Source organism: Pseudomonas sp. SID14000, assembly GCF_002165135.1.
In the GTDB taxonomy this organism is placed as follows: domain Bacteria; phylum Pseudomonadota; class Gammaproteobacteria; order Pseudomonadales; family Pseudomonadaceae; genus Aquipseudomonas.
The window spans coordinates 113,915-139,612 of the sequence record NZ_NFZQ01000012.1 but is presented as its reverse complement, the minus strand read 5'-3'; the positions used below and the strand labels follow the sequence as shown (position 1 = coordinate 139,612).

The following is a 25,698-nucleotide window of genomic DNA, read 5'->3' as shown; positions in this document are numbered from 1 at the left end:
CACTGCCCCTATCGATTCCACCATGTTGCGCCATCGAAAAATACCACGCAAAAATAGTGAAGCATTCAGAAAATTACAGCCATAAAATATCGACAGTAAGCTTTTTTTAAGCATTCCTCTCAAATTTTCCCCAACGCTTGCCATCCCCCACCCCACTGGTTAAGTTTGAAGGCATGAAAACCTTCAGCACCCTCATCCTGCTCCGACAACATCGCAGCCTCTGCCTGGTCAGCGCCCGACTACCAGACTGAATCGCGTCGCCTCGCCTTTTCATCTCGTTATCGCTCGGCAGGCCCGATCTCGGCCGCACACAAAAGGATTGCTTCCATGACCATGCTCAAAGACCCTTCGAAGAAATACCGCGCTTTCCCGACCATCGACCTGCCTGACCGTACCTGGCCGTCGAAGACCATCACCGCCGCGCCTATCTGGTGCAGCTCTGACCTGCGTGATGGCAACCAGTCGCTGATTGAGCCGATGGATTCGGAGAAGAAACTGCGCTTCTGGAAGACCCTGGTGCAGGTTGGCGTGAAGGAAATCGAAGCCTCGTTCCCGTCCGCCTCGCAGACCGATTTCGACTTCGTACGCATGCTGATCGAAGAAGGCCACATCCCGGACGACACCACCATCCAGGTCCTCACCCAGGCCCGCGAAGACCTCATCGCCCGCACCTTCGAGTCGCTGCGCGGGGCGAAGAAGGCCATCGTCCACCTGTACAACGCCACCAGCCCGTCGTTCCGCCGCATCGTCTTCAACCAGGACAAGCAAGGCGTGAAGGATATCGCGGTGAACGCGGCCAAGCTGTTCGTCAAGTACGCCGCCCAGCAGCCGGAAACCCAATGGACCTTCCAGTACTCGCCGGAAACCTTCAGCGCCACCGAGATGGAGTTCGCCAAGGAAGTCTGCGACGCGGTCATCGAGGTGTGGAACCCGACTCCTGAGCACAAGATCATCCTCAACCTGCCGGCCACCGTGGAAGTGTCCACGCCGAACATCTACGCCGACCAGATCGAGTGGTTCTGCCGCAATGTCAGCCGTCGCGACAGCGTGATCATCAGCCTGCACTGCCACAACGACCGCGGCACTGGCATCGCCGCCACCGAACTGGGCCTGATGGCCGGTGCCGACCGCGCCGAAGGCTGCCTGTTCGGGAACGGCGAGCGTACCGGTAACGTCGACCTGGTGACCCTGGCGTTGAACCTCTACACCCAGGGTATCGACCCGCAGCTGGACTTCTCCGACATCGACGGCGTACGCAAGGTGGTCGAAGAGTGCAACCAGTTGCCGGTACACCCGCGCCACCCATACGTGGGCGACCTGGTCCACACCGCGTTCTCCGGCTCGCATCAGGACGCCATCCGCAAGGGCTTTGCCAAGCAGAAGGAAGGCGAGCTGTGGGAAGTGCCTTACTTGCCGATCGACCCGGCCGACATTGGCCGCAGCTACGAGGCAGTGATCCGCGTCAACAGCCAGTCGGGTAAAGGCGGCATCACCTACCTGCTCGAGCAGGAATATGGCATCAGCCTGCCGCGCCGCATGCAGATCGAGTTCAGCCAGGTAGTACAGGGTGAAACCGACCGACTGGGCCTGGAAATGACCGCCCAGCAGATCTACAGCCTGCTGCACAAGGAATACCTCCAGGCCAACGCCCCGTACGCGCTGGTCAGCCACCGCCTGCAGGAAGAGAATGGCCACAGCGCCGTGGAAGTGGAAGTTGCCGGTGAAGGCGAAACCACCCTGCACTGGCGCGGCAAGGGCAACGGCGCACTGGAAGCACTGGTGGCCGGCCTGCCGATTGCCGTGGAGATCATGGACTACAACGAGCACGCCATTGGCGCCGGCACCAATGCCAAGGCTGCGGCCTACATCGAACTGCGTGTGGCCGGTGGCCGCCCGGTGCACGGTGTGGGGATCGATGAAAACATCACCACGGCCAGCTTCAAGGCACTGTTCAGCGCACTGAACCGCTCGCTGAGCCAGCAGGAAGCCAAGGCGGCCTGAGCCGTACGGCAATGAATGAGAAAGCCCGCATCGTTTGATGCGGGCTTTTTTTATGCTTGGCGTGGGTTGGGGGCGCCTGTGAGATCGAGCGCCGCCCGCGCGGCGCTCGATCTCACAGGCGCCCCAACCCCACGCCAAACATAAAAAAAGGGGCGCCGACCAAGCGCCCCATAAGCCGTAAAGCACACAACAAATTCAGTTGGCGTCCAGCAGCGCCATTGCCTCCGCACTGCACGCTTCGATCCGCGCCCAGTCGCCGTTCTTGATCCAGCTGCTGTCGAGCATCCAGGTACCACCCACACACATCACATTGGGCAGCGCCATGTAATTGCGCACGTTGGCCGGGTTCACCCCGCCCGTAGGGCAGAAACGAATATCGCCGAACGGGCCGCCAAAGGCCTTGATCGCCGCGACGCCACCGCTGATTTCCGCCGGGAACAGCTTGAAGCGGCGGTAGCCCAGGGCGTAGCCCATCATGATTTCTGACGGCGTGCTGATACCTGGCAGCAGCGGAATCTCGCTGTCCACACCGGCTTGGAGAATGTCCTGGGTAATGCCCGGGGTAACGACGAACTGCGCACCAGCAGCTTCAACGGCCTCGAACATGCCGCGATCGAGCACGGTGCCGGCACCGACGCAAAGTTCCGGGCGCTGCTCGCGCAAAACCTGAATGGCCTTCAGGCCATACTGCGAGCGCAAGGTCACTTCCAGGGTACGGATACCGCCGGCGGCCAGGGCGTCAGCCAGCGGCAGGATGTCTTCCTCACGGGCGATGGTGATCACCGGCAGGATGCGCGCCTTTTCGCAGATGGCGTCGATCCGTGCGGCTTTGTCGGCCATCGAGAGCTTGGGCTGTGGGCGTTCGAGGGTGGTCATGACTGTGGATCCTTGGCTCATGGGCACCAGTAGATGTCCAGGGGGGCGTGAAGAAAAGCGCGAATCGGCATTTCAGTAAGTTCGGTGCCAGCCAGCGCGGCGCGCAGGGTAGCGAGTTTGCCCTGCCCTTGCACGGACAGCGCGGTAAAGGCGGAGCTGGCCAGCAGCGAGCGGGTCATCGAAAGGCGCTGGCGCGGCACGCTCGGTGCCAGCAAGGGCAGGCAGCGGCGTGGGTTGGCCAGGTCGAGGCCCGCCTCCAGGTTGGGGCTGGCGGGGAACAGCGAAGCGGTATGGCCATCATCCCCCATGCCCAGCACCAATACGTCGATCGGCGGCAGCTCGGCCAGGGCCTGATCGGCCTTTCCCGCAGCGGCGTCGAGGTTCTCCGCCTGCTGGTAAAGGCCAACGAAGCGGGCCTTGGCCGCCGCGCCCTTGAACAGATGGCGGGCCAGCAGGCCGGCATTGCTGTCGGCGTGCTCCACCGGCACCCAGCGCTCATCGGCCAGGCTGACGGTGACCTTGGCCCAGTCGAGGTTTTCGCTGGCCAGCTTCTCGAGGAACGGCACCGGGCTGCGGCCGCCGGACAGCACCACGCAGGCCTGGCCCTTGGCGGCAATGGCCGCGCGCAGGCGCTCAGCCACGTCATGGGCCTGGGTTACAGCCAGAGCCTTGGCATCTGCCAGCTCGTGTACCTTCGCAGTCGCTGGCAGTTCCAGTTCAGATATCCCCATACCACGCCCTCCCATCGCGTGTGATCAGTGCAATCGAGCTCATCGGCCCCCAGGAGCCTGCCGCGTATGGCTTGGGCGCATCACCGGCGTTACGCCAGCCGGCAATCAACTGGTCGCACCACTTCCAGGCATACTCGATTTCGTCCTTGCGCACGAACAGGTTCTGGTTACCGCGCATCACTTCAAGCAAAAGCCGCTCGTACGCGTCCGGAATCCTTGCACTGCGCCAGGTGTCGGAAAAGTTCAGTTGCAACGGGCCGCTGCGCAGTTGCATGCCTTTGTCCAGGCCTTGTTCCTTGGTCATCACCCGTAAAGAAATGCCCTCGTCCGGTTGCAGGCGGATGATCAGCTTGTTACCGATCTGCAAACGCTGTTCCGGGGCGAAGATGTAGTGCGGCGTTTCCTTGAAGTGGATGACGATTTGCGACAGCTTCTGCGGCATGCGCTTGCCGGTACGCAGATAGAACGGCACCCCCGACCAGCGCCAGTTGCGGATGTCGGCACGCAAGGCGACGAAGGTTTCGGTGTCGCTCTGGGCGTTGGCGTTGTCTTCCTCCAGGTAACCGGGCACCGGTTTGCCTTCGCTGTAGCCGGCGATGTACTGGCCGCGCACCACACGGGTGCTCAGCCCTTCGCCGGTGATCGGTGCCAGGGCCTTGAGTACCTTGACCTTCTCGTCACGGATGGCATCGGCGGACAGTTCGCTGGGCGGGTCCATCGCGATCAGGCACAGCAACTGCAGCAAGTGGTTCTGGATCATGTCGCGCAACTGACCGGCCTTGTCGAAGTAGCCCCAGCGACCTTCGATACCGACCTTTTCGGCGACGGTGATCTCCACATGGGAGATGGAATTCTGGTTCCACTGGGTTTCGAACAGGCTGTTGGCGAAGCGCAGGGCGATCAGGTTCTGCACCGTTTCCTTGCCCAGGTAGTGGTCGATGCGGTAGACCCGGCTCTCGGGGAAGAACCGCGCCACGGCATCGTTGACCCGGCGCGACGACTCCAGGTCGTGGCCAATGGGCTTCTCCAGCACCACCCGGGTGCGCTCAGCCAGCCCGACCTTGTCGAGGTTTTCGCAGATGGCCCCGTACACCGCCGCAGCAGTGGCAAAGTAGGCAATAAGTGGCAGCTCGCCCGGCAACTGCTCGGCCAGGACCTGGTAGCCCTCGGGCTGGAGGAAGTCCAGGTGCTGGTAGCTCAGCCGAGCGAGGAAACGGCCCAGCGCAGCGGGCTCGATATCGGCCTCGGGCACATGCCGGCGCAGGTGTGCTTCGATGCTGTCCAGGTGGTCCTGCGCGCTACCGGCCTCGCGGGCCAGCGCCAACAGGCGGGTATCCGGGTGCAACAGATTGGCCCGGTCGAGCTGGTACAGCGCAGGAAACAGCTTGCGCAACGCCAGGTCGCCGAGGGCGCCAAACAGGGCAAAGGTGCAAGGTTCGACACTAATCGCAGCCATGATGTTGGTTCTTTCCTAAAGTTGATCTAGGAATACCGCTTTCACATACGGTTTTCAAGGGGAAATGTAGTAAAAACCACAACATTACACACAAGTATTACAGACAAGTGGTACGTCAATCGCGCCGACAGTACGATAGGCAACCATGCAAAAAGCCTGCTGCTCCCACAGCCGGCTGCCTTCCCGACCCAAGGACACTACCCATGGACCGCGTGCGAAACCTCCTGGAACAGATCCAGGGCCGCCTCGACGAGCTGAACAAGGCCGAACGCAAAGTCGCCGAAGTCATCCTGCTCAACCCGCAACAAGCCACCCGTTTCAGCATCGCTGCGCTGGCCCAGGCGGCCAAGGTCAGCGAACCGACCGTCAACCGCTTCTGCCGCTCGTTCGGGGTCAGCGGCTACCCCGAACTCAAGCTGCAGCTGGCGCAGAGCCTGGCCAGCGGCGCCGCCTACGTCAGCCGCGCGGTAGAGGCTGACGATGACCCGGCAGCCTACACCCAGAAGATCTTCGCCAGTGCCATCGCCTCACTCGACAGTGCCTGCCAGCAGCTCGACCCGCAGCAGGTCAGCCGTGCCGTGGACATGATGATCCAGGCCCGACAGATCCACTTCTTCGGCCTGGGCGCCTCGGCCCCGGTGGCGCTGGATGCCCAGCACAAGTTCTTCCGCTTCAACCTGGCAGTATCGGCCCACGCCGACGTGCTGATGCAGCGCATGCTGGCCTCGGTGGCGCACACCGGCGACCTGTTCGTGATCATTTCCTACACCGGACGCACCCGCGAACTGGTCGAAGTGGCCCGCCTGGCCCGGGAAAACGGCGCCTCGGTGCTGGGCCTGACCGCCGCCGGTTCGCCGCTGGCCAATGCCTGCAGCCTGAGCCTGCACATTCCATTGCCGGAAGACACCGACATCTACATGCCGATGACTTCGCGGATCATCCAGCTGACCGTGCTCGATGTACTGGCCACCGGTATGACCCTGCGCCGTGGCGTGGACTTCCAGCCGCACCTGCGCAAGATCAAGGAAAGCCTCAACGCAAGCCGCTACCCGATCGAGGACGACGAGCTCAACTGAGCCGGTGCGCCTGCAGGCGCAGGTGGGCACGCTGCCCCGGCGCCAGGCTCAAGCCCTCGCCACTGCCACTGGCGGCCTCGACACAGACAAAATGCTGGCATTCACGCCCGGTCACGCCCATCAGCGGGCGGTTGCCCGGGTGCCAGACCACCGTGTCATCGCTGTCACCGGTATCGATGCACAGCTCACGCTGCCAGGCCGGGTCCTGCAACTGCACCCGCGGTGTGCCGGGGTAGACCTTCTGGCAGCCGCCCTTGAGCTTCAGCGCGCCATCCTCACGGCAGGCCTGGCGGTTGAGGCGGTCGTAGCCTTCGATATCCTCGAGCCCGGACAGCGCTATCTCGGACACGTCACTGATGCGCCAGTAGGCCAGCAGGGCATGGCTCAGCTGGCAGGGTTCGCTGTCCTGATGCTCGGTGCTCAGGCTCAGTTCCATGCGGCTACCCAGCCGGGCATGCAGGTCGACCTGCCAGTCGCACAGGTCCAGCCGCCATTTCAGGGTTACGCCCTCCTCGTCCTCGCGGCTGTCCTCCAGCTTCCAGTCGAGCAGGCGCGCCCAGCCATGGGCCGGCCACAAGTCCTCGCTGGGGTGGCGGCCATACCACGGCCAGCACACCGGCACACCACCGCGGATCGCCCCCACCTGCGGCCACTGCTCGGCACACCACAGCCAGGGCCGCTCACCCGCCGGTTGAAAATGCAGCAGTTGCGCACCCTGGCGGCTGAACACCGCCTGGCAACGGGGATGGTCGATGATCAGCACATCGCGCTGCTGGTAACGTTCCCACTCGAATGTCGGCCGGGGCCGCTGCGAGGCAAAGAAACGATGTAGCGGATGTTCGGGCATGGTTCAGAGCTCTTGTTGTTTGAGATAGCGCTGTCTCGGCCTATCCCCGGCACCCACTGCAGGGCAGTGGGTGCCGGCTATCGAAATAGTACCGAAAAGGGATTGGCGTAAATTTACAACAATAGCCCTCAGAATGACGACTGAATCTTCAAACCTGCGACCAGCGCGTTATCCACCTCATCCACCCCGCCGGGGCTCTTGATGTACTGCAGGTTGGGCCGCACGGTCAGCCAGTTGGTGACGTGGAAGCCGTAATAGAGCTCGGCGTTGTACTCGGTACGCTGAAGCGGTACGAAACCGGGATTGTCGTAATCGCTGATGCCGCTCTGGGCATTGAGCAGTTCAGCACGTTTCTTCACGTCGTCATTTACATGAATGCGCGCCACGCCAAAGCCGATATCGTCCTTGGGCCGGGCGTCGAAGGCGCCCTTGTAGACCATCCCCAGCTGCTGGTAGTTGTCGACCACGTTGGTGGCCTGGTCGTGCACGGTGAAGTTGGCGAACAGGCTCAGGCCACGGTTGACGTCACCGCCATGGGCGGTGACCTGCTGCTGCGCCACCACCCACCAGCCATGCTTGCTGGAGTGCGACTTGAAGGCCTCGCCAGTCAGCGCCTGCGGGTTGCCGTTGACGTCATCGAACACATCGTCGGCCTTGGCCGTGCTGTAGTAGTAGCCCAGGCGGTACTCGCCCGGCAGGCCGTTGACCTTGGGTGACCACACCGCTTCCACCGGCAGGATCGCACCCTTGGTGCCGCTGCCACTGAGCTTGAAGCCGTTGCCGGTTTCCAGGTTGGAAGGGTTCTGCTCGAAGGCACCGACCTGGACGAAGAATTCCGGGGTGATGTTGTATTTCACCCGCAGCGCCCACTGGCTGACCGGCCAGTTGTACCAGATGCCGCCCACCCAGTTGCCCACCTGTGAGCCGCAGAAGGCCAGGTTCTGGAAGTCGCAGGGGAAGCTGTTGAAGTCTTCGCCTTCGCCGAAGCGGCCGAATTTCACGTCCAGTGCGCCGTCAAAGTACTTCTGTTTGACCCACATCTGGGTCAGGCGCCAGGTCTGGCCGCGCCCCCACACTTCCTGCACCGAGCTGAACTGCCCGGCGCGCGGATCGCTGATGCGGTCGTTGGAGAGGTTGCGGCCGCTGCGCTCGGTGATCGCCAGCTTGAACTCGGCATCGTGCCAGCCGAAGATTTTCTGCAGGTCCAGATGCGCGCCGAGGGCGAACTGGTCGCTATAGCGTGCGGTCTTGTCGTCGTTGTAGCCGCCGTGCAGGTTGCCGGCAACCTCACCGACATAATCGAGAGTGAAGTCATAGCCCTTTTCCAGCAGCTCGGTGCGGGTACCGCCCCAGTCGCCGGTCATCCACTTCGATTCGCTGGAAAAAGCCTCGGCAGCCTGCGCGCCGCTGCCACCGGCCATCGCCAGTGGTGCGAGCAAGGCCAGCGAACCTAAAGTCCTGATGCGTTTGCGCTGTTCCATCCCTTTGCGTCCTCTTTTTTCTTATTGATGGTGTAGACGAGTTATCGGCCTTTGAAATGCGCCACGTTGCCTTTCATGGCTGCGGCAGTGGTGGCCAGGTGCAGGCGCTCGCCGCTGGCGGCGTCGAACAACAGCACCCGGGCCGGGTCGAATTGCAGGCTCAGGCTGTCGCCGACCCGGCACGCCACATCCGGCGCCAGGCGGCAGCAGACCTTGGTCTGGTTGAGGGTGACGAATACCAGCAGGTCTGGCCCGGTGGGCTCGGTCACTTGTACTTCGGCGCGGATGCCCGGCAGGCCATTGCCCTCTGCTGCGCCCAGGGCAATCTGCTCGGGGCGGATGCCAAGGATGATCTCGCGCCCATCCAGCTCGTCAGCGGCCACCCCCAAGGGCAGCTCGCAACGCGCCTGGCCGCTGTCGAGCACGGCCAGCAGGCGCCCGTCCTGTTGCGCGAGGCGCACCGGGATGAAGTTCATCGGTGGCGAACCGATGAAGCTGGCGACGAACTGGTTGGCCGGATCGTTGTAGATCTGCTGCGGGGTGCCGAACTGCTGGATGATGCCGTCCTTCATCACCGCCACCTTGTCGCCCAGGGTCATGGCCTCGATCTGGTCATGGGTGACGTACACGGTGGTGGTCTTAAGGCGCTGGTGCATCAGTTTCATTTCTGTACGCATCTCGACACGCAGCTTGGCATCGAGGTTGGACAGCGGCTCATCGAACAGGTAGATCTTCGGCCGCCGCGCCAGCGCCCGGCCCATGGCCACGCGCTGCTGCTGGCCACCGGACAGCTGCGCCGGCTTGCGCGCCAGCAGGTGCTCGATCTGCAACAGCTTGGCCACCCGCGCCACCTCCTCGTCGATGGCGGCCTGGGGCAGCTTGCGGATCTTCAGGCCGAATTCGATGTTCTCGCGTACGCTCATGGTCGGGTACAGCGCGTAGGACTGGAACACCATGGCAATGTCTCGGTCCTTGGGGCTCATGCCACTGACGTCCTGCTGGTCGATGAGAATCGCACCACCGGTGATCTGCTCCAGCCCGGCGATGCAGTTCATCAAGGTCGACTTGCCACAGCCCGACGGGCCGACCAGGATCAGGAACTCACCATCCTTGATCGACAGCTGGATGTCCTTGAGGGTGTCCGGCAAACCGCTGCCGTAGGTCTTGTTCACATTGCGAAGTTCGAGCGTTGCCATGACTTACCCCTTTACCGCGCCGGCAGTCAGCCCGCGGACGAAATATTTGCCTGCCACCACGTAGACCAGCAGTGTCGGCAGGCCTGCGATCATCGCCGCTGCCATGTCGACGTTGTATTCCTTGGCCCCGGTGCTGGTATTGACCAGATTGTTCAGGGCCACGGTAATCGGTTGCGAATCGCCACTGGAGAACACCACGCCGAACAGGAAGTCGTTCCAGATCTGGGTGAACTGCCAGATCAGGCAGACCATGATGATCGGCGTGGACATCGGCAGGATGATGCGGCGAAAGATGGTGAAGAACCCGGCTCCGTCCAGGCGCGCGGCCTTGACCAGTGCATCGGGGATGCTCACGTAGAAGTTGCGGAAGAACAGCGTGGTGAAGGCCAGGCCGTAGACCACGTGTACCAGCACCAGGCCGGTTGTGGTGCTGGCCAGGCCGAGCTTGCCAAGGGTGAACGAGGCTGGCAGCAGCACGGTCTGGAATGGCAGGAAGCAGCCGAACAGCAGCAAGCCGAAGAACAGCTGCGAACCGCGGAAGCGCCACATCGACAACACATAGCCGTTCAATGCGCCGATGGCGGTGGAAATCAGCACCGCTGGCACGGTGATCATGATCGAGTTCCAGAAGTAACCACTGACCGTGCCCCAGGCCTTGACCCAGCCGATGCCGCTAATAACGGTCGGCCAGCTCAGCAGGTTGCCGGTACTGATGTCGTCCGGGGTCTTGAAGCTGGTCAGCAGCATTACCACCAGCGGCACCAGATACAGCAGCACGGCCAGCAGCAGCACCGCGTGGATGACGATGCGGCTCGGGCTCAGCGCCAGTTTGTCGACAGGGCTATGCATGGCGTTTGCTCCGCAGCTCCGAGTACAGGTAAGGCACGAGGATCGCCAGGATCGCCCCGAGCATGAGAATGGCACTGGCCGAGCCCATGCCCATCTGGCCGCGGCTGAAGGTGAACGAATACATGAACATTGCCGGCAGGTCGGACGAGTAGCCCGGGCCGCCGGCAGTCATCGCCGCCACCAGGTCGAAGCTCTTGATCGCAATGTGCGCGAGAATCATCAGCGAACTGAAGAACACCGGGCGCAGACTGGGCAGCACCACGCGCCAGTAGATGCGTGGCAGGCTGGCGCCGTCGATCTGCGCGGCGCGGATGATCGAAGGGTCGACGCCACGCAGGCCGGCCAGGAACATCGCCATGATGAAGCCGGAGGCCTGCCACACGGCGGCGATCACCAGGCAGTACACCACCCGGTCGGGATCGATCAGCCAGTCCAGGCGAAAGCCCTCCCAGCCCCAGTCGCGCAGCAGCTTGTCCAGGCCCATGCCGGGGTTGAGCAGCCACTTCCAGGCGGTGCCGGTGACGATCATCGACAACGCCATGGGGTACAGGTAGATGGTGCGGATGAAACCTTCGCGACGGATACGCTGGTCCAGCAAGACCGCCAGCAGTACGCCGATGACCAGGCTGATGGCGATGAACAGGCCGCCGAACAGCAGCAGGTTCTTGCTTGCCACCCACCAGCGGTCGTTGTCGAACAGCCGGGCGTACTGCGCCAGGCCGGCCCACTTGTAGGTGGGCAGGAAGGTCGAGGTGGTGAAGGACAGGACAAGGGTCCAGAGGATGTAGCCGTAGAAGCCCACCAGGACGATGAACATGCTCGGCGCCAGCACCAGCTTGGGCAGCCAGCGCTGTAGCGCGTCCAGGGGTGAGGCCCGCAGTTGGGCGGTTGCTGTGGTCATGGTTCACCTCAAAGGCACAACGGCCCGCTTTTGTGGGAGCGGCCTTGTGTCGCGAAAGGGCTGCGAAGCAGCCCCGGGGGGCCTGATGAACGAAGCTGTTCTGGAAGGACTGCGCTGCCTGGTTCTGGGACCGCTTTGCGGTCCTTTCGCGACGCAAGGCCGCTCCCACAGTCAGGCTGCGTTAGCCTCCGAGCTGCCTACTGGGCAGCCTTGATCGCCGCCGCCAGCTTCTTCGCCGCATCGGCCGGGTCGGCCTTGGGGTCGTTGATGTAGTTGGTCACCACATCGAAGAATGCGCCCTGCACGGCCAGCGTGGTGGCCATGTTGTGCGCCATGCTCGGCTGCAGGCCGCCATTTTTGGCATCGGCCAGGAAATCCTTGGCGGAGGTTTGCGCGCAGGCGTCGAAGCCATGCTTGCCCATGTCGGCCAGCATGTCGTTGCGCACCGGGATCGACCCTTTGTTGCTGCTGAAGACCTTCTGGAACTCCTCACCCAGCACGTTGCGGGCAATGTCCTGCTGGCCGGCAGTCGTGCCGGCGTTGTTCTGCTTGAACACCACCAGCGAGTCGATGTTGTACAGGAAGGCCTTTTCGGTGCCGGGGAATGGAACGCACTGGTAGTCCTTGCCGGCGGTCTTCTTCGCCAAGGTCCATTCGCTCTTGGCCCAATCGCCCATGATCTGCATGCCGGCCTTGCCGTTGATGACCTTGGCCGCTTCCAGGTTCCAGTCCTGGCCTTTGCCATCCGGGTCCATGTAGGTGGCGACCTTTTTCAGTTCGGTCAGCGCCTTGACCATCTGCGGGCCGGTCAGGGCCGCGCTGTCGAGATCGACCAGGGCCTTCTTGTAGCCGTCGGCCCCCATCACCGCCAGCACCACGCTTTCGAACACGGTGCTGTCCTGCCACGGCTGGCCGCCATGGGCGAGCGGAATGAAGCCGGCGGCCTTGAGCTTGTCGGCGGCGGCGTAGAATTCGTCGAGGGTGGCTGGCGCCTTGTCGATGCCGGCCTTCCTGAAGACTTCGGGGTTGATCCACAGCCAGTTGATGCGGTGGATGTTCACCGGTACGGCGACATAGTCACCGTCGTACTTGACGGTATCGGCGACTTTCTTGTCGAGCAGTGAGTCCCACTTTTCTTTCGTGGCCACTTCCTTGAGCACATCGGCGTCGAGCAGGCCGGTGGCCGCCCAGTCCTGGATGTCCGGGCCCTTGATCTGCGCGACACCCGGCGGGTTGCCGGCCACGGCGCGGCTCTTGAGCACGGTCATGGCGGTGGCACCACCACCACCGGCGACGGCGCCGTCCTTCCAGGTAAAGCCATCTTTTTCGACCTGGGCCTTGAGCACATCGACCGCCGCTTTTTCACCACCGGAGGTCCACCAGTGCACCACCTCGACACTGCCTTTGGGTTCGGCAGCCAGGGCATTGAATGGAAGTAAGGAGGCCAGGGAGATGGCGGCAGCGAGACGGAGCGTGGAATTCATCGAAGCACCTTTCTTGTTGTTATGCCGTGCAAGTCGATCGCTTGCGTTGCATGAAGTCTAAACAGCGTGCTCGCCTCGCCAGGTAACGAAGCGATGCGTGAATGTCATCGTTTGGTTACATTGCCGGCCAAGCTGCTGGCCAGGCTGGGGGCCAGCGGCAAGCCCGGCAGTAGCAGTGCCTGGTAGGCATGGTAGAGGTCGGGCTTGCCTGGCCAGATGGTCGCGGCTGGCTGGTTGTGCGCATCGAGTTCGTGGTGCCAGCTGCCAGCGCGGTAATCAATGAAATGACTGGCGATGAAGTCCCAGCTACGGCGGTACCACTGCTCGTAGAGCGCCTCGCCGGTGCGCTGCAACAGGGCCGCTGCAGCGGCGCAGGCCTCGGCGTGCACCCAGTGCAGACGCGCGCGCACTACCGGGCGATCGGCCCAGTCCAGGGTGTAGACGAAACCAGGCGCTCCATCGACGTTCCAGGCGTGCTGGCAGGCAGCGTCGAACAATGCGCGAGCGCCATCTGGCAGCCAGCCGGGTGCGTGCAGGCCGGCCCGTTCGAGGCTGGCCTCCAGGTGCAGCAGCAACCGCGCCCACTCCAGGGCATGCCCGGGCGTGGAGCCATAAGGCCGGAAGTGGTCGGCCGGGTGCTCCTGGTTGTAGTGCGGCAGTGGCTGCCAGAGTGCGTCGAAATGCTCGATGACCCGGTAGCCGTTGGCGGCGGCATGGGTGCGGATGATACGTTCGGCGATACGCAAGGCGCGTTGCAGCCACAAGCTATCGCCAGTGACGTCTGCCAGGGCCAGGAAAGCCTCGACCGCATGCATGTTGCTGTTGGCGCCACGGTACGGTTCGGGCAACTGCCAGGCACGGGAAAAGGCTTCCCGCAAGGCCCCCTCCTCTTCACTCCAGAAATGCGCTTCAAGTACCTGCACCGCGTCTGCCAGCAGGGCTGTTGCATCGCCAGCACCGGCCATCACCGCCGAACTGGCGGCCAGGGCGACGAAGGCATGCAGGTAAGCCGCCTTGCCGCTGCCGTGATGGCCACCGGGATAGGCGAACCAGCCACCGTAGGTCGCATCCTGCAGTGCGCCGCGCAGGGCGGCCACGCCGTGTTCGGCATAGGCCAGGTAGCCGGGCATGCCCTGCAGGTGGGCCAGGGCGAAGCAGTGGGTCATGCGGGCGGTGTTCAGGGTTTCGGCGCGGGTACCGGGGGCTAGCAAGCCTGTGGCGTCGAGGCTGCCGAAGCCATCGGGCAGTTTCGACGCCGTGGCGAAGGCCAGCAGGCGCTGCCCTTCGGCCATGCGCCAGGCGGTGTGGGCCGGGGCGTCGAGCCAGCGGGTGGAAGGCAGGTTGGAGATGCTCATGGGCCAGCTTGATCCTTGCCAGTCGTGTGCGAATTCTAGTGAGCGGGCCTGGATGGGAATGTCACCAAGGAAGGTGGATTTGTCACCAGCAAGTGACATTTGCGTTGCCTGTGCTGGCCTCTTCGCGGGTAAACCCGCTCCCACAAGTTTTTGCATTAGCCTCGGAGTCTGTATGGACCTGTGAGGCCTCTGTGGGAGCGGGTTTACCCGCGAAGAGGCCGACACAGGCAACACAACCCTTCAGTCCATGCCCCGCGGCAGATACAAGGTCACCCGCAACCCGCCCTCACGCAGGTTCAGCAAGCTCACCTCTCCCCCATGGCTATGGGCTATGTTGCGCGCAATCCCCAATCCCAGCCCGTACCCCTGCTGCTGCCCGGCCAGACGGAAGTGCGGCTCGAACACCTGCTCCATTTGCTGCTGCGGCACGCCCGGCCCCTGGTCATCCACCTGCAGGACGAACGCCTCGGCACTGTCGATGATCCGCAGATGTGCCCGCTCGCCATACTTGATGGCGTTGTCGATCAGGTTGCCGATGCAGCGCCGCAACGCCAGCGGCTTGCCCGGGTACGGCGCCAGCGCCCGGCCTTCGAGCGTGATGCGGCCATCGCCCAGGTAAGGCTCGGCCAGGATTTCCAGCACCTGGTTGAGGTCGACCGCCTCGATGTTCTCGTGGATGTCGGTGTCCTTCACGCACTGCAACGCACCTTTGACCAACAGCTCCAGCTCGTCCAGGTCCTGGCTGAACTTGGCCTGCAGGCGCTCATCCTCCAGCAGCTCGACACGCAGGCGCAAGCGGGTGATCGGCGTGCGCAAGTCGTGGGAGATGGCACTGAACAGCTGGCTGCGCTCGGTCAGGTAGCGGCTGATGCGCTCGCGCATACTGTTGAATGCCCGGCCCACCTCGACCACCTCGCTGCCGCCGCCTTCGGCCACAGGCGCCACATCAGCGCCTAGCGACATCTCCCGCGCGGCCCGCGCCAGGCGCTTGAGCGGCCAGCTCTGCCAGTGCACCAGCAAGCCGATGAACAACAGCAGCAAGGCCGTGGTCAGCACGATGAAACCGATCTGCTGGCGCGGCAGGCGCTCGGCTTCCAGGCTGGTGTAGGGCTCGGGCAGCAGCGAGGCGATGTACAGCCACTCGCTTTCGCCCAGGCGGATCTGCGTTACCAGCACCGGCGGGTTGAGCGGTTCCAGGGTCAGCGAGTAATGCGCCCAGGAACGTGGCAGTTCGTCGAGCTTGAGGCCGCTGTTGAAGATGCGCAGGTCATCGGGCCCGACGAACTCCACGGAAATTTCCATCTGCGAACCCAGGCGCTCATGCAGCACTTGCTGGAACACATCGATCACCGCCTGCTTGCGCGGGGTAACGGGCAGTAGCGGCATGTCCAACGGTTTGGCGTTGAGCGACACGAAGAAGCGCGTGCCGCCCATGCTGCGCAACTGGTCGAGGACCATCGGCCGGTAGGCCACTGGCAACGAGCGGAAGTAGCTGACACTGGCGCTCATCGAATGGGCCAGGCTGCTGGCGCTGGCACGCAAGCCCTGCAACTGGCTGGCACGTAACTGGGCAACCCAGATGATGCTCGACAAACCCTGGGCCAGCAGCACTACCAGCAGGGTCAGCAGAAGCATACGCCCCAGTAGCGAGCGCGGCAGCAGGCGCCAGCGCCGCTCAGGGCGCACTGCAGACATTGGCAGCCAACAGGTAGCCGCTGCCGCGTACGGTGCGGATCAGCCGGGGTGGTTTGTCGGTATCGCGCAGGCGCTGGCGCAGGCGGCTGACCGCCATGTCGACAATGCGGTCCAGCGGCATCGGCTCGCGGCCACGGGTGGCGTTGCCGATGGTGTCGCGGTCGAGGATCTGCTGTGGGTGGTCGAGGAACAGCTTGAGCAGGGCGAAGTCGGCACCGGAGAGAATCACCTCCTCACCGTCGCTATGGAACAGGCGGTGGCTGACCGTGTCCAGCCGCCAATCGTCGAAGACCAACACCGCACTGCCCGGCGCCGCCTGGCCGAACTCGGCGCGGCGCAGCAGGGCCTTGATCCGCGCTTGCAGTTCGCGGGGGCTGAACGGCTTGCCCAGGTAGTCGTCGGCGCCCAGCTCCAGGCCGATGACCCGGTCGGTTTCGTCGGAGCTGGCGGTGAGCATGATGATCGGTACCCGTGCCTGGCGCGGGTGCTGGCGCACCCAGCGGCACAGGCTGAAGCCGTCTTCGTCGGGCAGCATGACATCGAGGATGACCAGGTCGCAGGGGGTGCTTTCCAGGGCGCGGCGAAAGCCTTTGCCGTCGGCCTCGGCGTGCACCTGGAAGCCGGAGCGGCTCAGGTAGGTTTGCAGCAGTTCGCGGATTTCCTGGTCGTCGTCGACCATCAGGATCGATTTGCCGGCAGTGCTCAAGGTGGTCCGTCCTCTTGTTGATTGCAGGTCTTTTTGCCTGCTGTCGGGTGTTGCCTTCGGGGCTGCTGTGCGGCCCCCTATCACCTATCTGTTATCCAGCGCCTGCTGCAAAGCCACCCCGGCCCCCAGCAACCCGGAAAACTCCGCCGTCACCAGCCAGACCGGCACGCCAGCGAAATAGCCACTCATGCAGCCCTTGTCGGAAAAACTAGCGGCAAACCCGCTGCGCACGAACAGCTCGGCAAAGCGCGGGATCACGCCACCAACAATATAAACCCCGCCCCGCGCGCCCAGGGTCAGAACATTGTTACCAGCTACACGACCAAGAAACCGGCAGAACTGTTCGATGACCGCCAACGCTCGTGGTTCGCCACCCAGCGCGGCATCAGTGATCTGCGCCGGGGTCTTGTGTCGGGGTATGTCGCCGTCCAGGGCGCAGATTGCCTGGTACAAGCGCAGCAGGCCACCGCCGCTGAGCACGGTCTCGGCGCTGACATGGCCGATCTGGCCGTGAATGTGTTGGTAAATCGCCGCTTCGCGGGCATTGCCCACCGGCAGGTCGACGTGCCCGCCCTCCCCCGGCAGGGCAAGCCAGTGCTGTTCGCCCAGGCGCAACAGCGCGCCCACGCCCAGCCCGGTGCCCGGGCCAATGACCAAGGCCGGCCGCGACAGGTCCGCGTGGCCTGGGCACACTTCGCGGAATTCGCCGGGGCGCAGGCGGGTCATGCCCAGCGCCATGGCGGTAAAATCGTTGATCAGCAGCAGCCGCTCGACCTGCAATGTCTGGCAGAAGGCCACGCGGCTCAGGCGCCAATGGTTGTTGGTGAAGCGGAACTCATCGCCATCGACCGGCCCGGCCACCGCCAGGCACACCGCCGCCAGGCCGCCGCGGGCGATGCCCTGCCCCTCCAGGTAGGCCTCGATGGCCTGCTCCGGGCAGGTGTAGTCAGCGGTGGCGAAGACCTTCACTGCATGTAGCTGGTTGTCACGCCATAACGCAAAACGGGCATTGGTGCCGCCGATGTCGCCAACCAGCAGGTCCTTCATTTGAGGTTCTCCAGGGCCGAGGTGAACGCACTGGCACCCTGCTCTGCCGGGCTGAACGCCATGCGCATGAAGCCGAACAGCTCGCGCCCGCAGCCCAGGTCGTTGCCTTGGGGCGCCGGCGGCAAGTCGCGGCTGGCCAGTTCTTCGGCCGACACCATTACCCGCAGCGTGCCTTCGACACCATCGACCCGCACCATATCACCGTCGCGCACCCGCGCCAGCGGGCCGCCGTCATAAGCCTCGGGGCAAACGTGAATGGCCGCCGGGATCTTGCCCGAGGCACCGGACATGCGCCCGTCGGTGACCAGCGCCACCTTGTAGCCACGGTCCTGCAGCACGCCGAGGAACGGCGTGAGCTTGTGCAGTTCCGGCATGCCGTTGCAGCGCGGGCCCTGGAAGCGCACCACAGCGACGAAGTCACGCTCCAGCTCGCCGGCCTTGAACGCATCGGCCAACGACTGCTGATCGTGGAACACCCTCGCCGGGGCCTCGACCACCTGGTGCTCGGGGGCGACAGCGGACACCTTCATCACGCCTCGGCCGAGGTTGCCCTCCATCACCCGCAGGCCGCCTTCGGCCGAGAACGGCCGCGCCACCGGGCGCAGGATGCTTTCGTCCAGGCTGTGCTGCGGCCCTTCGCGCCACACCAGCTTGCCGTTGTCGAGGAACGGCTCCTGGGTGTAGCGGCGCAGGCCATGGCCGGCCACGGTGTTGACGTCTTCGTGCAGCAACCCGGCATCGAGCAGCTCGCGGATCAGGAAAGCCATGCCGCCCGCGGCCTGGAAGTGGTTGATGTCGGCCTTGCCGTTGGGGTAGACGTGGGACAGGGTCGGCACTACCTCGGACAGGTCGGCCATGTCCTGCCAGGTCAGCTGGATACCCGCAGCCTGGGCAATCGCCGGGATGTGCAAGGTGTGGTTGGTCGAGCCGCCGGTGGCGTGCAGGGCGACAATGGAGTTGACCAGCGCCTTCTCATCGACGATTTCACCCAACGGCATGAAACTGCCGCTGGCCTTGGTCATGCGCGTGACCTGCTGCGCAGCCTCGGCGGTGAGTGCGTCGCGCAGCGGTGTGTACGGGTTGACGAACGAGGCGCCCGGCAGGTGCAGGCCCATTACTTCCATCACCAGCTGGTTGGTGTTGGCAGTGCCGTAGAAGGTGCAGGTGCCCGGGCTGTGGTAGGACTTCATCTCCGACTCCAGCAGCTCTTCGCGGCTGGCCTTGCCCTCGGCGTAGCGTTGGCGCACATCGGCCTTCTGCTTGTTGGAAATGCCGGAGACCATCGGCCCGCCCGGGACGAAAATGGTCGGCAGGTGACCAAAGCGCAGTGCGCCCATCATCAAACCAGGGACGATCTTGTCGCAGATGCCCAGCATCAGCGCGGCGTCGAACATGTTGTGCGACAGGGCCACGGCGGTAGACATGGCGATCACTTCGCGGCTGGCGATGGCCAGCTCCATGCCCGGCTCACCCTGAGTCACGCCGTCGCACATGGCCGGCACGCCACCGGCGAACTGACCGACCGAGCCGACCTCGCGCAGGGCCTGCTTGATCTGCTCAGGGAAGTGCTGGTACGGCTGGTGCGCCGAAAGCATGTCGTTGTAGGCCGAGACGATGGCCACGTTGGCCGCGTTCATCAGGCGCAGGGTCTGCTTGTCGTCGCTGCCGCAACCGGCCACGCCATGGGCGAAGTTGGCACACTGCAGGCTGGCACGCATGGGGCCGTCACTGGCCGCGCCGCGAATCAGTTGCAGGTAGCGTTCGCGGGTGGCACGGCTACGTTCGACCAGCCGCTGGGTGACCTCAAGGATGCGCGGATGCATGTACTGGACTCCAGGCTAATTGTAAGGGCGGTTTGCCGGGCATTTCCCCTCCAAACGATTGCGGCCTAGGCTCAAGGTGGAAGAGCCCGCAGCATCGGTGGAGGCACGTCGCCCAACCACTCGTTGTATGTTTAAACAAAATACTGCCACTAAAAAGGCTTGTTTTCTATCGAAAGGTGAATAATCTTGTAATTCCAACAACAAAACCGTTTCAGTGAAACTCCTTTTTGCCACAGGTTTCACTCGGACTGCCAGAGGTACTGCCATGACCCTACGCATCGCCATCAATGGATTCGGCCGCATCGGGCGCAACGTCCTGCGCGCACTGTATACCCAAGGCTACCGCCAGGACCTGCAGGTCGTCGCCATCAACGACCTGGGCGACAGCGCCATGAATGCCCACCTGCTCAAGTACGACAGCGTGCACGGCATCTTCGATGCCAGCGTCGAGGCCGACCACGAAAGCCTGACGGTCAATGGTGACCGTATCGCGGTCAGTGCCATCCGCAACCCGGCCGAACTGCCCTGGAAGGCCGAGGCGATCGACGTGGTGTTCGAATGCACCGGGCTGTTCACCGAGCGCACCAAGGCCGCCGCACACCTGGCCGCGGGGGCTGGCAAGGTGATTGTCTCGGCACCGGCAAAGGGCGCCGATGCCACCGTGGTGTACGGGGTCAACCACGACATCCTGCGGGCCTCGCACCAGATCATTTCCAACGCCTCCTGCACCACCAACTGCCTGGCGCCGATTGCCCAGGTGCTGCACCGCGAGTTCGGCATCGAACAGGGCCTGATGACAACCATCCACGCCTACACCAACGACCAGGTGCTGACTGATGTGTACCACGGCGACCCGTACCGTGCGCGTTCGGCGACCCAGTCGATGATCCCGAGCAAGACCGGCGCCGCCGAGGCCGTGGGCCTGGTGCTGCCGGAGCTGGCCGGCAAGCTGACCGGCATGGCGGTACGGGTGCCGGTGATCAACGTGTCGCTGGTGGACCTCACCGTCAACCTCAAGCGCGAGGCCACGGCCGAGCAAGTCAACCAGCTGTTCCTCGAAGCCAGCAAGCACTCGCGGGTATTGGGCTACAACGCCTTGCCGCTGGTTTCCTGCGATTTCAACCACAACCCGCTGTCGTCGATCTTCGATGCCAACCATACCCGAGCCAACGGGCGCATGCTCAAGGTGCTGGCCTGGTATGACAACGAGTGGGGGTTCTCCAACCGCATGCTGGATAACTGTTTGGCGTTGTGTAGAGCCCGGTGAGCTCAAGCCGACATTTGCGCCGCCTGTGAAACCGAGCGCCGCCCGTGCGGCGCTTCGCGGGACAAGCCCGCTCCCACATCTGTTTCGGGCCCATCAATCCTGTAAGGCCACCTCTGTCCGCCTTGGTTGTACGACTCGATATAGCGTCATGCGCAAAGGCAGCGCGCAAAAATCTCACAGGAGTAACTGGCCCGAAACAGATGTGGGAGCGGGCTTGTCCCGCGAAGCGCCGCGCGGGCGGCGCTCGATCTCAAATACACAGAAAATCCTCCGCCATGCACAAGCGGACTCACAATCTTTACCTTTTCCTAACATTTCCAAACTTGACCTTCGATACTGATGATAAGCATTATCATTAACCTTTCGTCGGCCAGGTCCCCCCGTGAGTCAGTCCCGGTTCAACTCTGTCTTCCTCGTCCAGCGCATTACCCTGCTGCGCACCTTGCAGCGCATGGTGGGCAACCCCAACACGGCCGAGGACCTGTTGCAGGAAACCTACCTGCGGGTGTCCCGCGCCCTCGGTGAACGGCCCATCGAACACATCGAACCGTTCGTGTTCCAGACCGCGCGCAACCTGGCCCTCGACCACCTGCGTGCGCGCCGGGTGCAATCGCGCATGCTGGTCGACGACGTGCCCGATGAAGTCCTGCACAGTGTCGCCGCGCCGGCCAGCAGCAGCGAGGATGCAGCCCATGCCGAGCAGTTGCTCAAGCACCTGAGCATCAGCCTCAACCAGTTGAGCGAACGCCAGCAGCGCATCTTCATCCTCAGCCGCCTGCATGGCGCCACCTACCTGGAAATCGCCGAGCAACTGAATGTTTCGCCCAGCACGGTACAGAAGGAACTGAAACTGATCATGGCGATCTGCATGGGTGTCGCCGATCGCCTCAAGTGAGGTCACGCAAAGCCCTTGCCACACCCCGCCTTAGCCTTGATCATTCGCAAAAAATCATTCAAGGACTCACCGTGACAGACAGCCCCGCCCCTCGCCCGTCACCCGCCGGGCCCAGCGCCCGTGCTCGTGCCATGGACGAGGCGCTGGATTGGCTGGTGCGCCTGCAATGCGCCGACGCCGAGGACACCCAGGCCTTCGAAACCTGGCTGAGTGCGGCCCCGGAAAATGCCGAGGCCTATGTCGAGGCGCAAGCCCTGTGGAACGGAGCGCCGCTGCACCAGGCGGCCGCGCAGATGCACCAGCAGCGGCGTCGCTCGTGGCGCGGGCGCCTGCGCAGCCACTGGAAACCCTTGGCCACAGCGGCCGTGCTGCTGGTCGGGCTGTTCACCCTCGGCAACCTGCCCATGCGCCTGCAGGCCGACCACCTGACGGTGGTGGGCGAGCGCCAGCGCCTGCAGCTGGAAGACGGGGCGAAAGTGCTGCTCAACACCAATTCGGCGTTTGCCAGCGACCACCGTGACGGCCGCCAGGTCGCCCGCCTGCTGCAGGGCGAGGCCTATTTCCAGGTCCCCGAGGGTGCGCTGCTGCCACTGGAAGTGCAGGCCGGGCCGCTGCGCGCGCAGGTGCGCAACACCGATTTTGCCGTGCGCTACCTCGACGGCGAGGCGCAGGTGCGGGTGCAGCGCGGCGATGTCGACCTGCAGGGGGGCCGCGACCAGCGCATCCGCCTGAGTGCCGGCGACAGCATCAGCGTCGGCCCCCAGGGATTCGGCCAACGCCAGCGCCCCGACATGCACAAGGACCTGGCCTGGGTCGACGGCCGCCTGGTGTTCGAGAACTGCCCGCTGAGCCAGGTGCTGGCCGAGGTACAGCGCTACTATCCGGGTTGGATCATCAACCGCAATGCACTACTGGAAGACATGGCGGTCACTGGCAACTATCGCCTCGACCAGCCGCTGGAAACCCTGCGCGCGCTGGCCCACATCACCTCGGCACAGCTGCATGAGTACCCGGCGCTGGTCATCCTGAACTGATCCGCCAATCGATCTTCAGCAAAATCTGAAACCCGACACGGTCCCACAGAAATCGCGGTACAGATCTCCAGACCGCAATCCAACTTTTTTTACGCAGTCACGCTCCCTCGCCCGTCTCGTCATAGCCAATGCAACTGATTCTCGTTTGAAAGCGAGTACAGCCATTACCTATAACAGTCCGCGCGTCAGGGAGCGCTTCCGATGTCCACAGGTCCTACCCGCCCCTCCACCCTTCCTCGCCATAGAGGGCAACTGTCCCTCCTGAGCCTTTCCCTACTGAACCTGGCCCTGCTCGCCAGCGGCGCCTGCAGCCTGCCGGCGCTGGCCGCCGAGCCGGCCCAGGCCAGCAGCCCGCGCATGGGCGACTACCGCTTCAGCATCGGCCAACAGCCGCTGGTTTCGGCCATCAATGCTTTCAGCCAGGTCACCGGCTGGCAGGTCGGCTTCAGCGCCGAACTGGCCGACGGCGTGGCATCGCCAGGGGTGCAGGGTTCGCTACCGCCGGAAGCTGCACTCAAGCGCCTGCTGCACGGCACCGGCCTGGGCTTTCGCAAGATCAGCAATGGCAATGTGGTGCTCGAACGCCAGACCAGTGCCAATGTGATTGCCCTGCAGCAGGTGACCGTCAGCGCCACCCGCAGCGCCCAGGACGTCAGCCAGGTGCCGAGCACCGTCAGCGTGCAGACCCGCGAGCAACTGGACCGGGAGAACGTCAACAACATCCAGGACCTGGTGCGCTACGAGCCGGGTGTGTCGGTAGCCGGTACCGCCCAACGCAGCGGCCTGAACGGCTACAACATCCGTGGCATCGACGGCGAGCGCATCCTCACCCAGGTCGATGGCGTGTCGATCCCCGACAGCTTCTTCTTCGGCCCCTACGCCCAGACCCAGCGCAACTACGTGGACCCGGAGATCGTCAAGCGTGTGGAAATCCTCCGCGGCCCGGCCTCGGTGCTGTATGGCAGCAACGCCATCGGCGGGGCGGTGAGCTACTTCACCCTCGACCCGGACGACATCATCAAACCCGGCAAGGACGCAGGCGCCCGCCTGAAGACCGGCTACAGCTCGGCCGACGAAAGCTGGCTGACCTCCGCCACCGTCGCCGGCCGCCAGGGCGAGTTCGACGGCCTGTTGCACCTGAGCCAGCGCAACGGTCACGAAACCGAGACCCACGGCGGCCACAGTGGTGACGGCCTGTCCCGTACCGAAGCCAACCCGATGGACGTGCGCACCACCAACGTGCTGGCCAAGCTGGGCTGGAACTACGCCGACGACGCGCGCCTGGGCTTCACCTACGAACGCTACAAGGATGATCGCGACCAGAACATACTCAGTGCGGTGGGCGGGCCGTTCATTCCTGGCCTTGGAGCCTCGGGTTACTACAAGGCGCGTAATGGCAACGACACCATCACCCGCGAACGCTTTGGCATCACCCATGAGTTCGCCATGGATTCGCTGGTCGCCGACCATGTGAAGTGGAGCCTGAACTACCAGATCGCCAAGACCGACCAGCACACCGAGGAAGTCTACGCACCGCCTGGCCGTCAGGTGCTGCGTACCCGCGACACCACCTACAAGGACCGCCAGTGGGTATTCGACGCCCAGCTGGACAAGGCCTTCAGCCTCGGCGCCACCGACCACCTGCTGACCTACGGCACCACCCTCAAGCACGAAAAGGTCACCGGTTCGCGCAGCGGCACCGGCACCTGCCTGGCCGTTGGCTCAGGTTGTTCCGCCGCTGGCGCCGAGCGCCCGGCAGACGGCCAGGCCCTGGTCAGCGACTTCCCGGACCCGACCGTGAACACCTACAGCCTGTTCGTTCAGGATGAAATCCGCTGGAACAACTGGACCTTCATGCCTGGCGCCCGTTACGACTACACGCGCATGGAGCCCAGGTTCACCAGGGAATTCCTGCGTGGCCTGGAATCCTCCGGTACCGCACCCACCTCCCAGGACGACTCGGACAAGAAGTGGCACCGTATCTCGCCCAAGTTCGGCCTGACCTACGCCTTCAACGACAACTACACCTGGTATGGCCAGTACGCCGAAGGTTTCCGCACCCCGACCGCCAAATCCATGTACGGGAAGTTCGAGAACATCGAGCAAGGCTACCGCGTAGAAGGCAACCCGGGCCTCGAACCCGAAAAGAGCAAAAGCTATGAAACCGGCCTGCGTGGCAACTTCGACGCCGGCAACTTCGACGTGGCGTTGTTCTACAACAAGTACCGCGACTTCATCGACGAGGACGCCGTAAAAAGCGCCAACCTGGAGCAGACCTTCAAGGCCAACAACATCAAGCACGCCACCATCAAGGGTGCCGAGGTCAAGGGCCGCCTGAACCTCGACCACTTCGGTGCGCCGCAGGGCCTGTATACCCAGGGCTCGATCGCCTACACCCATGGCCGCAACGATGACACCGGCGAGCCACTGAACAGCGTCAACCCGCTCAAGGGCGTGTTCGGCCTGGGTTACGAACAACAGCACTACGGCGGCCTGCTGAGCTGGACACTGGTCAAGCGCAAGACCCGCGTCGACGACAGCACCTTCTACTCACCCGACGGCTCGAGTTCCAAGTTCCGCACCCCGGGCTACGGGGTGCTGGACCTGACCGGTTACTACAAGGTCACCGACGACGTGACCATCAACGCCGGCCTGTACAACCTCACCGACAAGCAGTACTGGCAGTGGGATTCGGTACGCAGCTACGACGGCCAGGGTGAAGCGGCTGTGACCCAGCCGGCCAACATCGACCGCCTGACCATGCCGGGGCGCAACTTCGGCATCAATGTGGTTTGGGATATCTGACCTGGATTATCGCTGACAGGTTTGTTTCGTCAGTGCCGGCCTCTTCGCGGGTAAACCCGCTCCCACAGTGACATCACAGGCCCGAGGTCTGCGCAATCCCTGTGGGAGCGGGTTCACCCGCGAAGAGGCCGTCACTACCAGCACAAATACCGGCTTTTTTTACTGTCCCGCCC

Annotated in this window: 20 protein-coding genes; 6 read left to right on the top strand and 14 right to left on the bottom strand. The window is 63.6% G+C overall.

Annotation, left to right across the window (positions count from 1 at the left end):
• Positions 1-327: 327 nt before the first annotated feature.
• Positions 328-2,001: a 2-isopropylmalate synthase gene (gene leuA, locus CAY82_RS19075; protein ID WP_087502603.1), complete on the top strand. Its 1,674-nt coding sequence runs from the start codon at positions 328-330 to the stop codon at positions 1,999-2,001.
• A 195-nt stretch (positions 2,002-2,196) separates the two neighbouring features.
• Here the strand turns inward: leuA and CAY82_RS19070 are convergent, their stop codons facing one another.
• The 3 genes from CAY82_RS19070 to zwf are packed head-to-tail and all read right to left on the bottom strand — an operon-like array spanning position 2,197 to position 5,064.
• The gene (locus tag CAY82_RS19070; protein WP_087502602.1) at positions 2,197-2,877 is read right to left on the bottom strand and encodes a bifunctional 4-hydroxy-2-oxoglutarate aldolase/2-dehydro-3-deoxy-phosphogluconate aldolase; all 681 of its coding nucleotides are present in this window, start codon (positions 2,875-2,877) and stop codon (positions 2,197-2,199) included.
• A 17-nt stretch (positions 2,878-2,894) separates the two neighbouring features.
• The gene (gene pgl / locus CAY82_RS19065) at positions 2,895-3,608 is read right to left on the bottom strand and encodes a 6-phosphogluconolactonase (RefSeq protein WP_087502601.1); all 714 of its coding nucleotides are present in this window, start codon (positions 3,606-3,608) and stop codon (positions 2,895-2,897) included.
• The gene (gene zwf, locus CAY82_RS19060) at positions 3,595-5,064 is read right to left on the bottom strand and encodes a glucose-6-phosphate dehydrogenase (RefSeq protein ID WP_087502600.1); all 1,470 of its coding nucleotides are present in this window, start codon (positions 5,062-5,064) and stop codon (positions 3,595-3,597) included. The genes pgl and zwf overlap by 14 nt, the downstream gene beginning before the upstream one ends.
• 212 nt (positions 5,065-5,276) lie before the next feature.
• Here zwf and hexR point away from each other — a divergent pair, with 212 nt between their 5' ends.
• Entirely contained in the window at positions 5,277-6,140 is an 864-nt protein-coding gene (gene hexR / locus CAY82_RS19055; protein WP_169774905.1) for a DNA-binding transcriptional regulator HexR, read from the top strand.
• Here hexR and CAY82_RS19050 read toward each other — a convergent pair.
• The 11 genes from CAY82_RS19050 to edd form a co-directional block, all read right to left on the bottom strand.
• A complete protein-coding gene (locus CAY82_RS19050; protein WP_087502599.1) occupies positions 6,133-6,987 on the bottom strand; it encodes a D-hexose-6-phosphate mutarotase in 855 nt (284 codons plus the stop codon). The two genes, hexR and CAY82_RS19050, sit on opposite strands and share 8 nt — an antisense overlap.
• A 128-nt stretch (positions 6,988-7,115) precedes the next feature.
• Positions 7,116-8,408, bottom strand: a complete 1,293-nt coding sequence (locus CAY82_RS19045) for a carbohydrate porin (RefSeq protein ID WP_256576312.1) — start codon at positions 8,406-8,408, stop codon at positions 7,116-7,118.
• A 101-nt stretch (positions 8,409-8,509) separates the two neighbouring features.
• Positions 8,510-9,664, bottom strand: coding sequence for an ABC transporter ATP-binding protein (locus tag CAY82_RS19040; RefSeq protein WP_087502597.1), 1,155 nt, complete (start codon positions 9,662-9,664; stop codon positions 8,510-8,512).
• A 3-nt stretch (positions 9,665-9,667) separates the two neighbouring features.
• On the bottom strand, positions 9,668-10,513 hold the full coding sequence (locus CAY82_RS19035; protein WP_087502596.1) for a carbohydrate ABC transporter permease: 846 nt from the start codon (positions 10,511-10,513) through the stop codon (positions 9,668-9,670).
• A complete protein-coding gene (locus CAY82_RS19030; RefSeq protein WP_087502595.1) occupies positions 10,506-11,414 on the bottom strand; it encodes a carbohydrate ABC transporter permease in 909 nt (302 codons plus the stop codon). Before CAY82_RS19030 ends, CAY82_RS19035 begins: the two co-directional genes overlap by 8 nt.
• Positions 11,415-11,611: 197 nt before the next feature.
• Positions 11,612-12,898, bottom strand: coding sequence for an ABC transporter substrate-binding protein (locus CAY82_RS19025; RefSeq protein ID WP_087502594.1), 1,287 nt, complete (start codon positions 12,896-12,898; stop codon positions 11,612-11,614).
• A gap of 104 nt (positions 12,899-13,002) precedes the next feature.
• Positions 13,003-14,253 (bottom strand): AGE family epimerase/isomerase, encoded by a 1,251-nt coding sequence (locus CAY82_RS19020; RefSeq protein WP_087502593.1) that lies wholly within the window; start codon positions 14,251-14,253, stop codon positions 13,003-13,005.
• A 240-nt stretch (positions 14,254-14,493) separates the two neighbouring features.
• Positions 14,494-15,948: an ATP-binding protein gene (locus CAY82_RS19015; protein ID WP_087502592.1), complete on the bottom strand. Its 1,455-nt coding sequence runs from the start codon at positions 15,946-15,948 to the stop codon at positions 14,494-14,496.
• Positions 15,929-16,654 (bottom strand): two-component system response regulator GltR, encoded by a 726-nt coding sequence (gene gltR, locus CAY82_RS19010; RefSeq protein ID WP_087502591.1) that lies wholly within the window; start codon positions 16,652-16,654, stop codon positions 15,929-15,931. The genes CAY82_RS19015 and gltR overlap by 20 nt, the downstream gene beginning before the upstream one ends.
• Positions 16,655-16,738: 84 nt before the next feature.
• Complete coding sequence (locus tag CAY82_RS19005; protein WP_087502590.1) at positions 16,739-17,701, bottom strand: glucokinase; 963 nt, start codon at positions 17,699-17,701, stop codon at positions 16,739-16,741.
• Positions 17,698-19,524: a phosphogluconate dehydratase gene (gene edd / locus CAY82_RS19000; RefSeq protein WP_087502589.1), complete on the bottom strand. Its 1,827-nt coding sequence runs from the start codon at positions 19,522-19,524 to the stop codon at positions 17,698-17,700. The genes CAY82_RS19005 and edd overlap by 4 nt, the downstream gene beginning before the upstream one ends.
• Before the next feature lie 265 nt (positions 19,525-19,789).
• Between edd and gap the strand changes: the two genes are divergently transcribed.
• The 4 genes from gap to CAY82_RS18980 all read left to right on the top strand — a co-directional run bounded on the left by gap (position 19,790) and on the right by CAY82_RS18980 (position 25,525).
• Positions 19,790-20,791 carry a type I glyceraldehyde-3-phosphate dehydrogenase gene (gene gap, locus CAY82_RS18995; protein WP_087502588.1) on the top strand — a complete coding sequence of 334 codons (1,002 nt, stop codon included), beginning with the start codon at positions 19,790-19,792 and terminating at the stop codon, positions 20,789-20,791.
• Positions 20,792-21,173: 382 nt separating this feature from the next.
• The gene (locus CAY82_RS18990) at positions 21,174-21,686 is read left to right on the top strand and encodes an RNA polymerase sigma factor (RefSeq protein WP_087502587.1); all 513 of its coding nucleotides are present in this window, start codon (positions 21,174-21,176) and stop codon (positions 21,684-21,686) included.
• A 71-nt stretch (positions 21,687-21,757) separates the two neighbouring features.
• The gene (locus tag CAY82_RS18985) at positions 21,758-22,720 is read left to right on the top strand and encodes a FecR domain-containing protein (RefSeq protein ID WP_087502586.1); all 963 of its coding nucleotides are present in this window, start codon (positions 21,758-21,760) and stop codon (positions 22,718-22,720) included.
• 201 nt (positions 22,721-22,921) lie between these two features.
• Positions 22,922-25,525 carry a TonB-dependent receptor gene (locus tag CAY82_RS18980; RefSeq protein WP_087502585.1) on the top strand — a complete coding sequence of 868 codons (2,604 nt, stop codon included), beginning with the start codon at positions 22,922-22,924 and terminating at the stop codon, positions 25,523-25,525.
• The last annotated feature ends 173 nt before the right edge of the window (positions 25,526-25,698 follow it).

Excerpts from the sequence above, each read along its gene's own strand:
- zwf (WP_087502600.1), bottom strand. The coding sequence starts at position 5,064 with ATGGCTGCGATTAGTGTCGAACCTTGCACCTTTGCCCTGTTTGGCGCC.
- CAY82_RS19030 (WP_087502595.1), bottom strand. The coding sequence starts at position 11,414 with ATGACCACAGCAACCGCCCAACTGCGGGCCTCACCCCTGGACGCGCTA.
- CAY82_RS19070 (WP_087502602.1), bottom strand. The coding sequence starts at position 2,877 with ATGACCACCCTCGAACGCCCACAGCCCAAGCTCTCGATGGCCGACAAA.
- CAY82_RS18980 (WP_087502585.1), top strand. The coding sequence starts at position 22,922 with ATGTCCACAGGTCCTACCCGCCCCTCCACCCTTCCTCGCCATAGAGGG.
- CAY82_RS19025 (WP_087502594.1), bottom strand. The coding sequence starts at position 12,898 with ATGAATTCCACGCTCCGTCTCGCTGCCGCCATCTCCCTGGCCTCCTTA.
- leuA (WP_087502603.1), top strand. The coding sequence starts at position 328 with ATGACCATGCTCAAAGACCCTTCGAAGAAATACCGCGCTTTCCCGACC.
- CAY82_RS19050 (WP_087502599.1), bottom strand. The coding sequence starts at position 6,987 with ATGCCCGAACATCCGCTACATCGTTTCTTTGCCTCGCAGCGGCCCCGG.
- CAY82_RS19005 (WP_087502590.1), bottom strand. The coding sequence starts at position 17,701 with ATGAAGGACCTGCTGGTTGGCGACATCGGCGGCACCAATGCCCGTTTT.
- edd (WP_087502589.1), bottom strand. The coding sequence starts at position 19,524 with ATGCATCCGCGCATCCTTGAGGTCACCCAGCGGCTGGTCGAACGTAGC.
- gap (WP_087502588.1), top strand. The coding sequence starts at position 19,790 with ATGACCCTACGCATCGCCATCAATGGATTCGGCCGCATCGGGCGCAAC.
- pgl (WP_087502601.1), bottom strand. The coding sequence starts at position 3,608 with ATGGGGATATCTGAACTGGAACTGCCAGCGACTGCGAAGGTACACGAG.
- CAY82_RS19035 (WP_087502596.1), bottom strand. The coding sequence starts at position 10,513 with ATGCATAGCCCTGTCGACAAACTGGCGCTGAGCCCGAGCCGCATCGTC.
- CAY82_RS19045 (WP_256576312.1), bottom strand. The coding sequence starts at position 8,408 with ATGGCCGGTGGCAGCGGCGCGCAGGCTGCCGAGGCTTTTTCCAGCGAA.
- CAY82_RS19020 (WP_087502593.1), bottom strand. The coding sequence starts at position 14,253 with ATGAGCATCTCCAACCTGCCTTCCACCCGCTGGCTCGACGCCCCGGCC.
- CAY82_RS19015 (WP_087502592.1), bottom strand. The coding sequence starts at position 15,948 with ATGTCTGCAGTGCGCCCTGAGCGGCGCTGGCGCCTGCTGCCGCGCTCG.
- CAY82_RS19040 (WP_087502597.1), bottom strand. The coding sequence starts at position 9,664 with ATGGCAACGCTCGAACTTCGCAATGTGAACAAGACCTACGGCAGCGGT.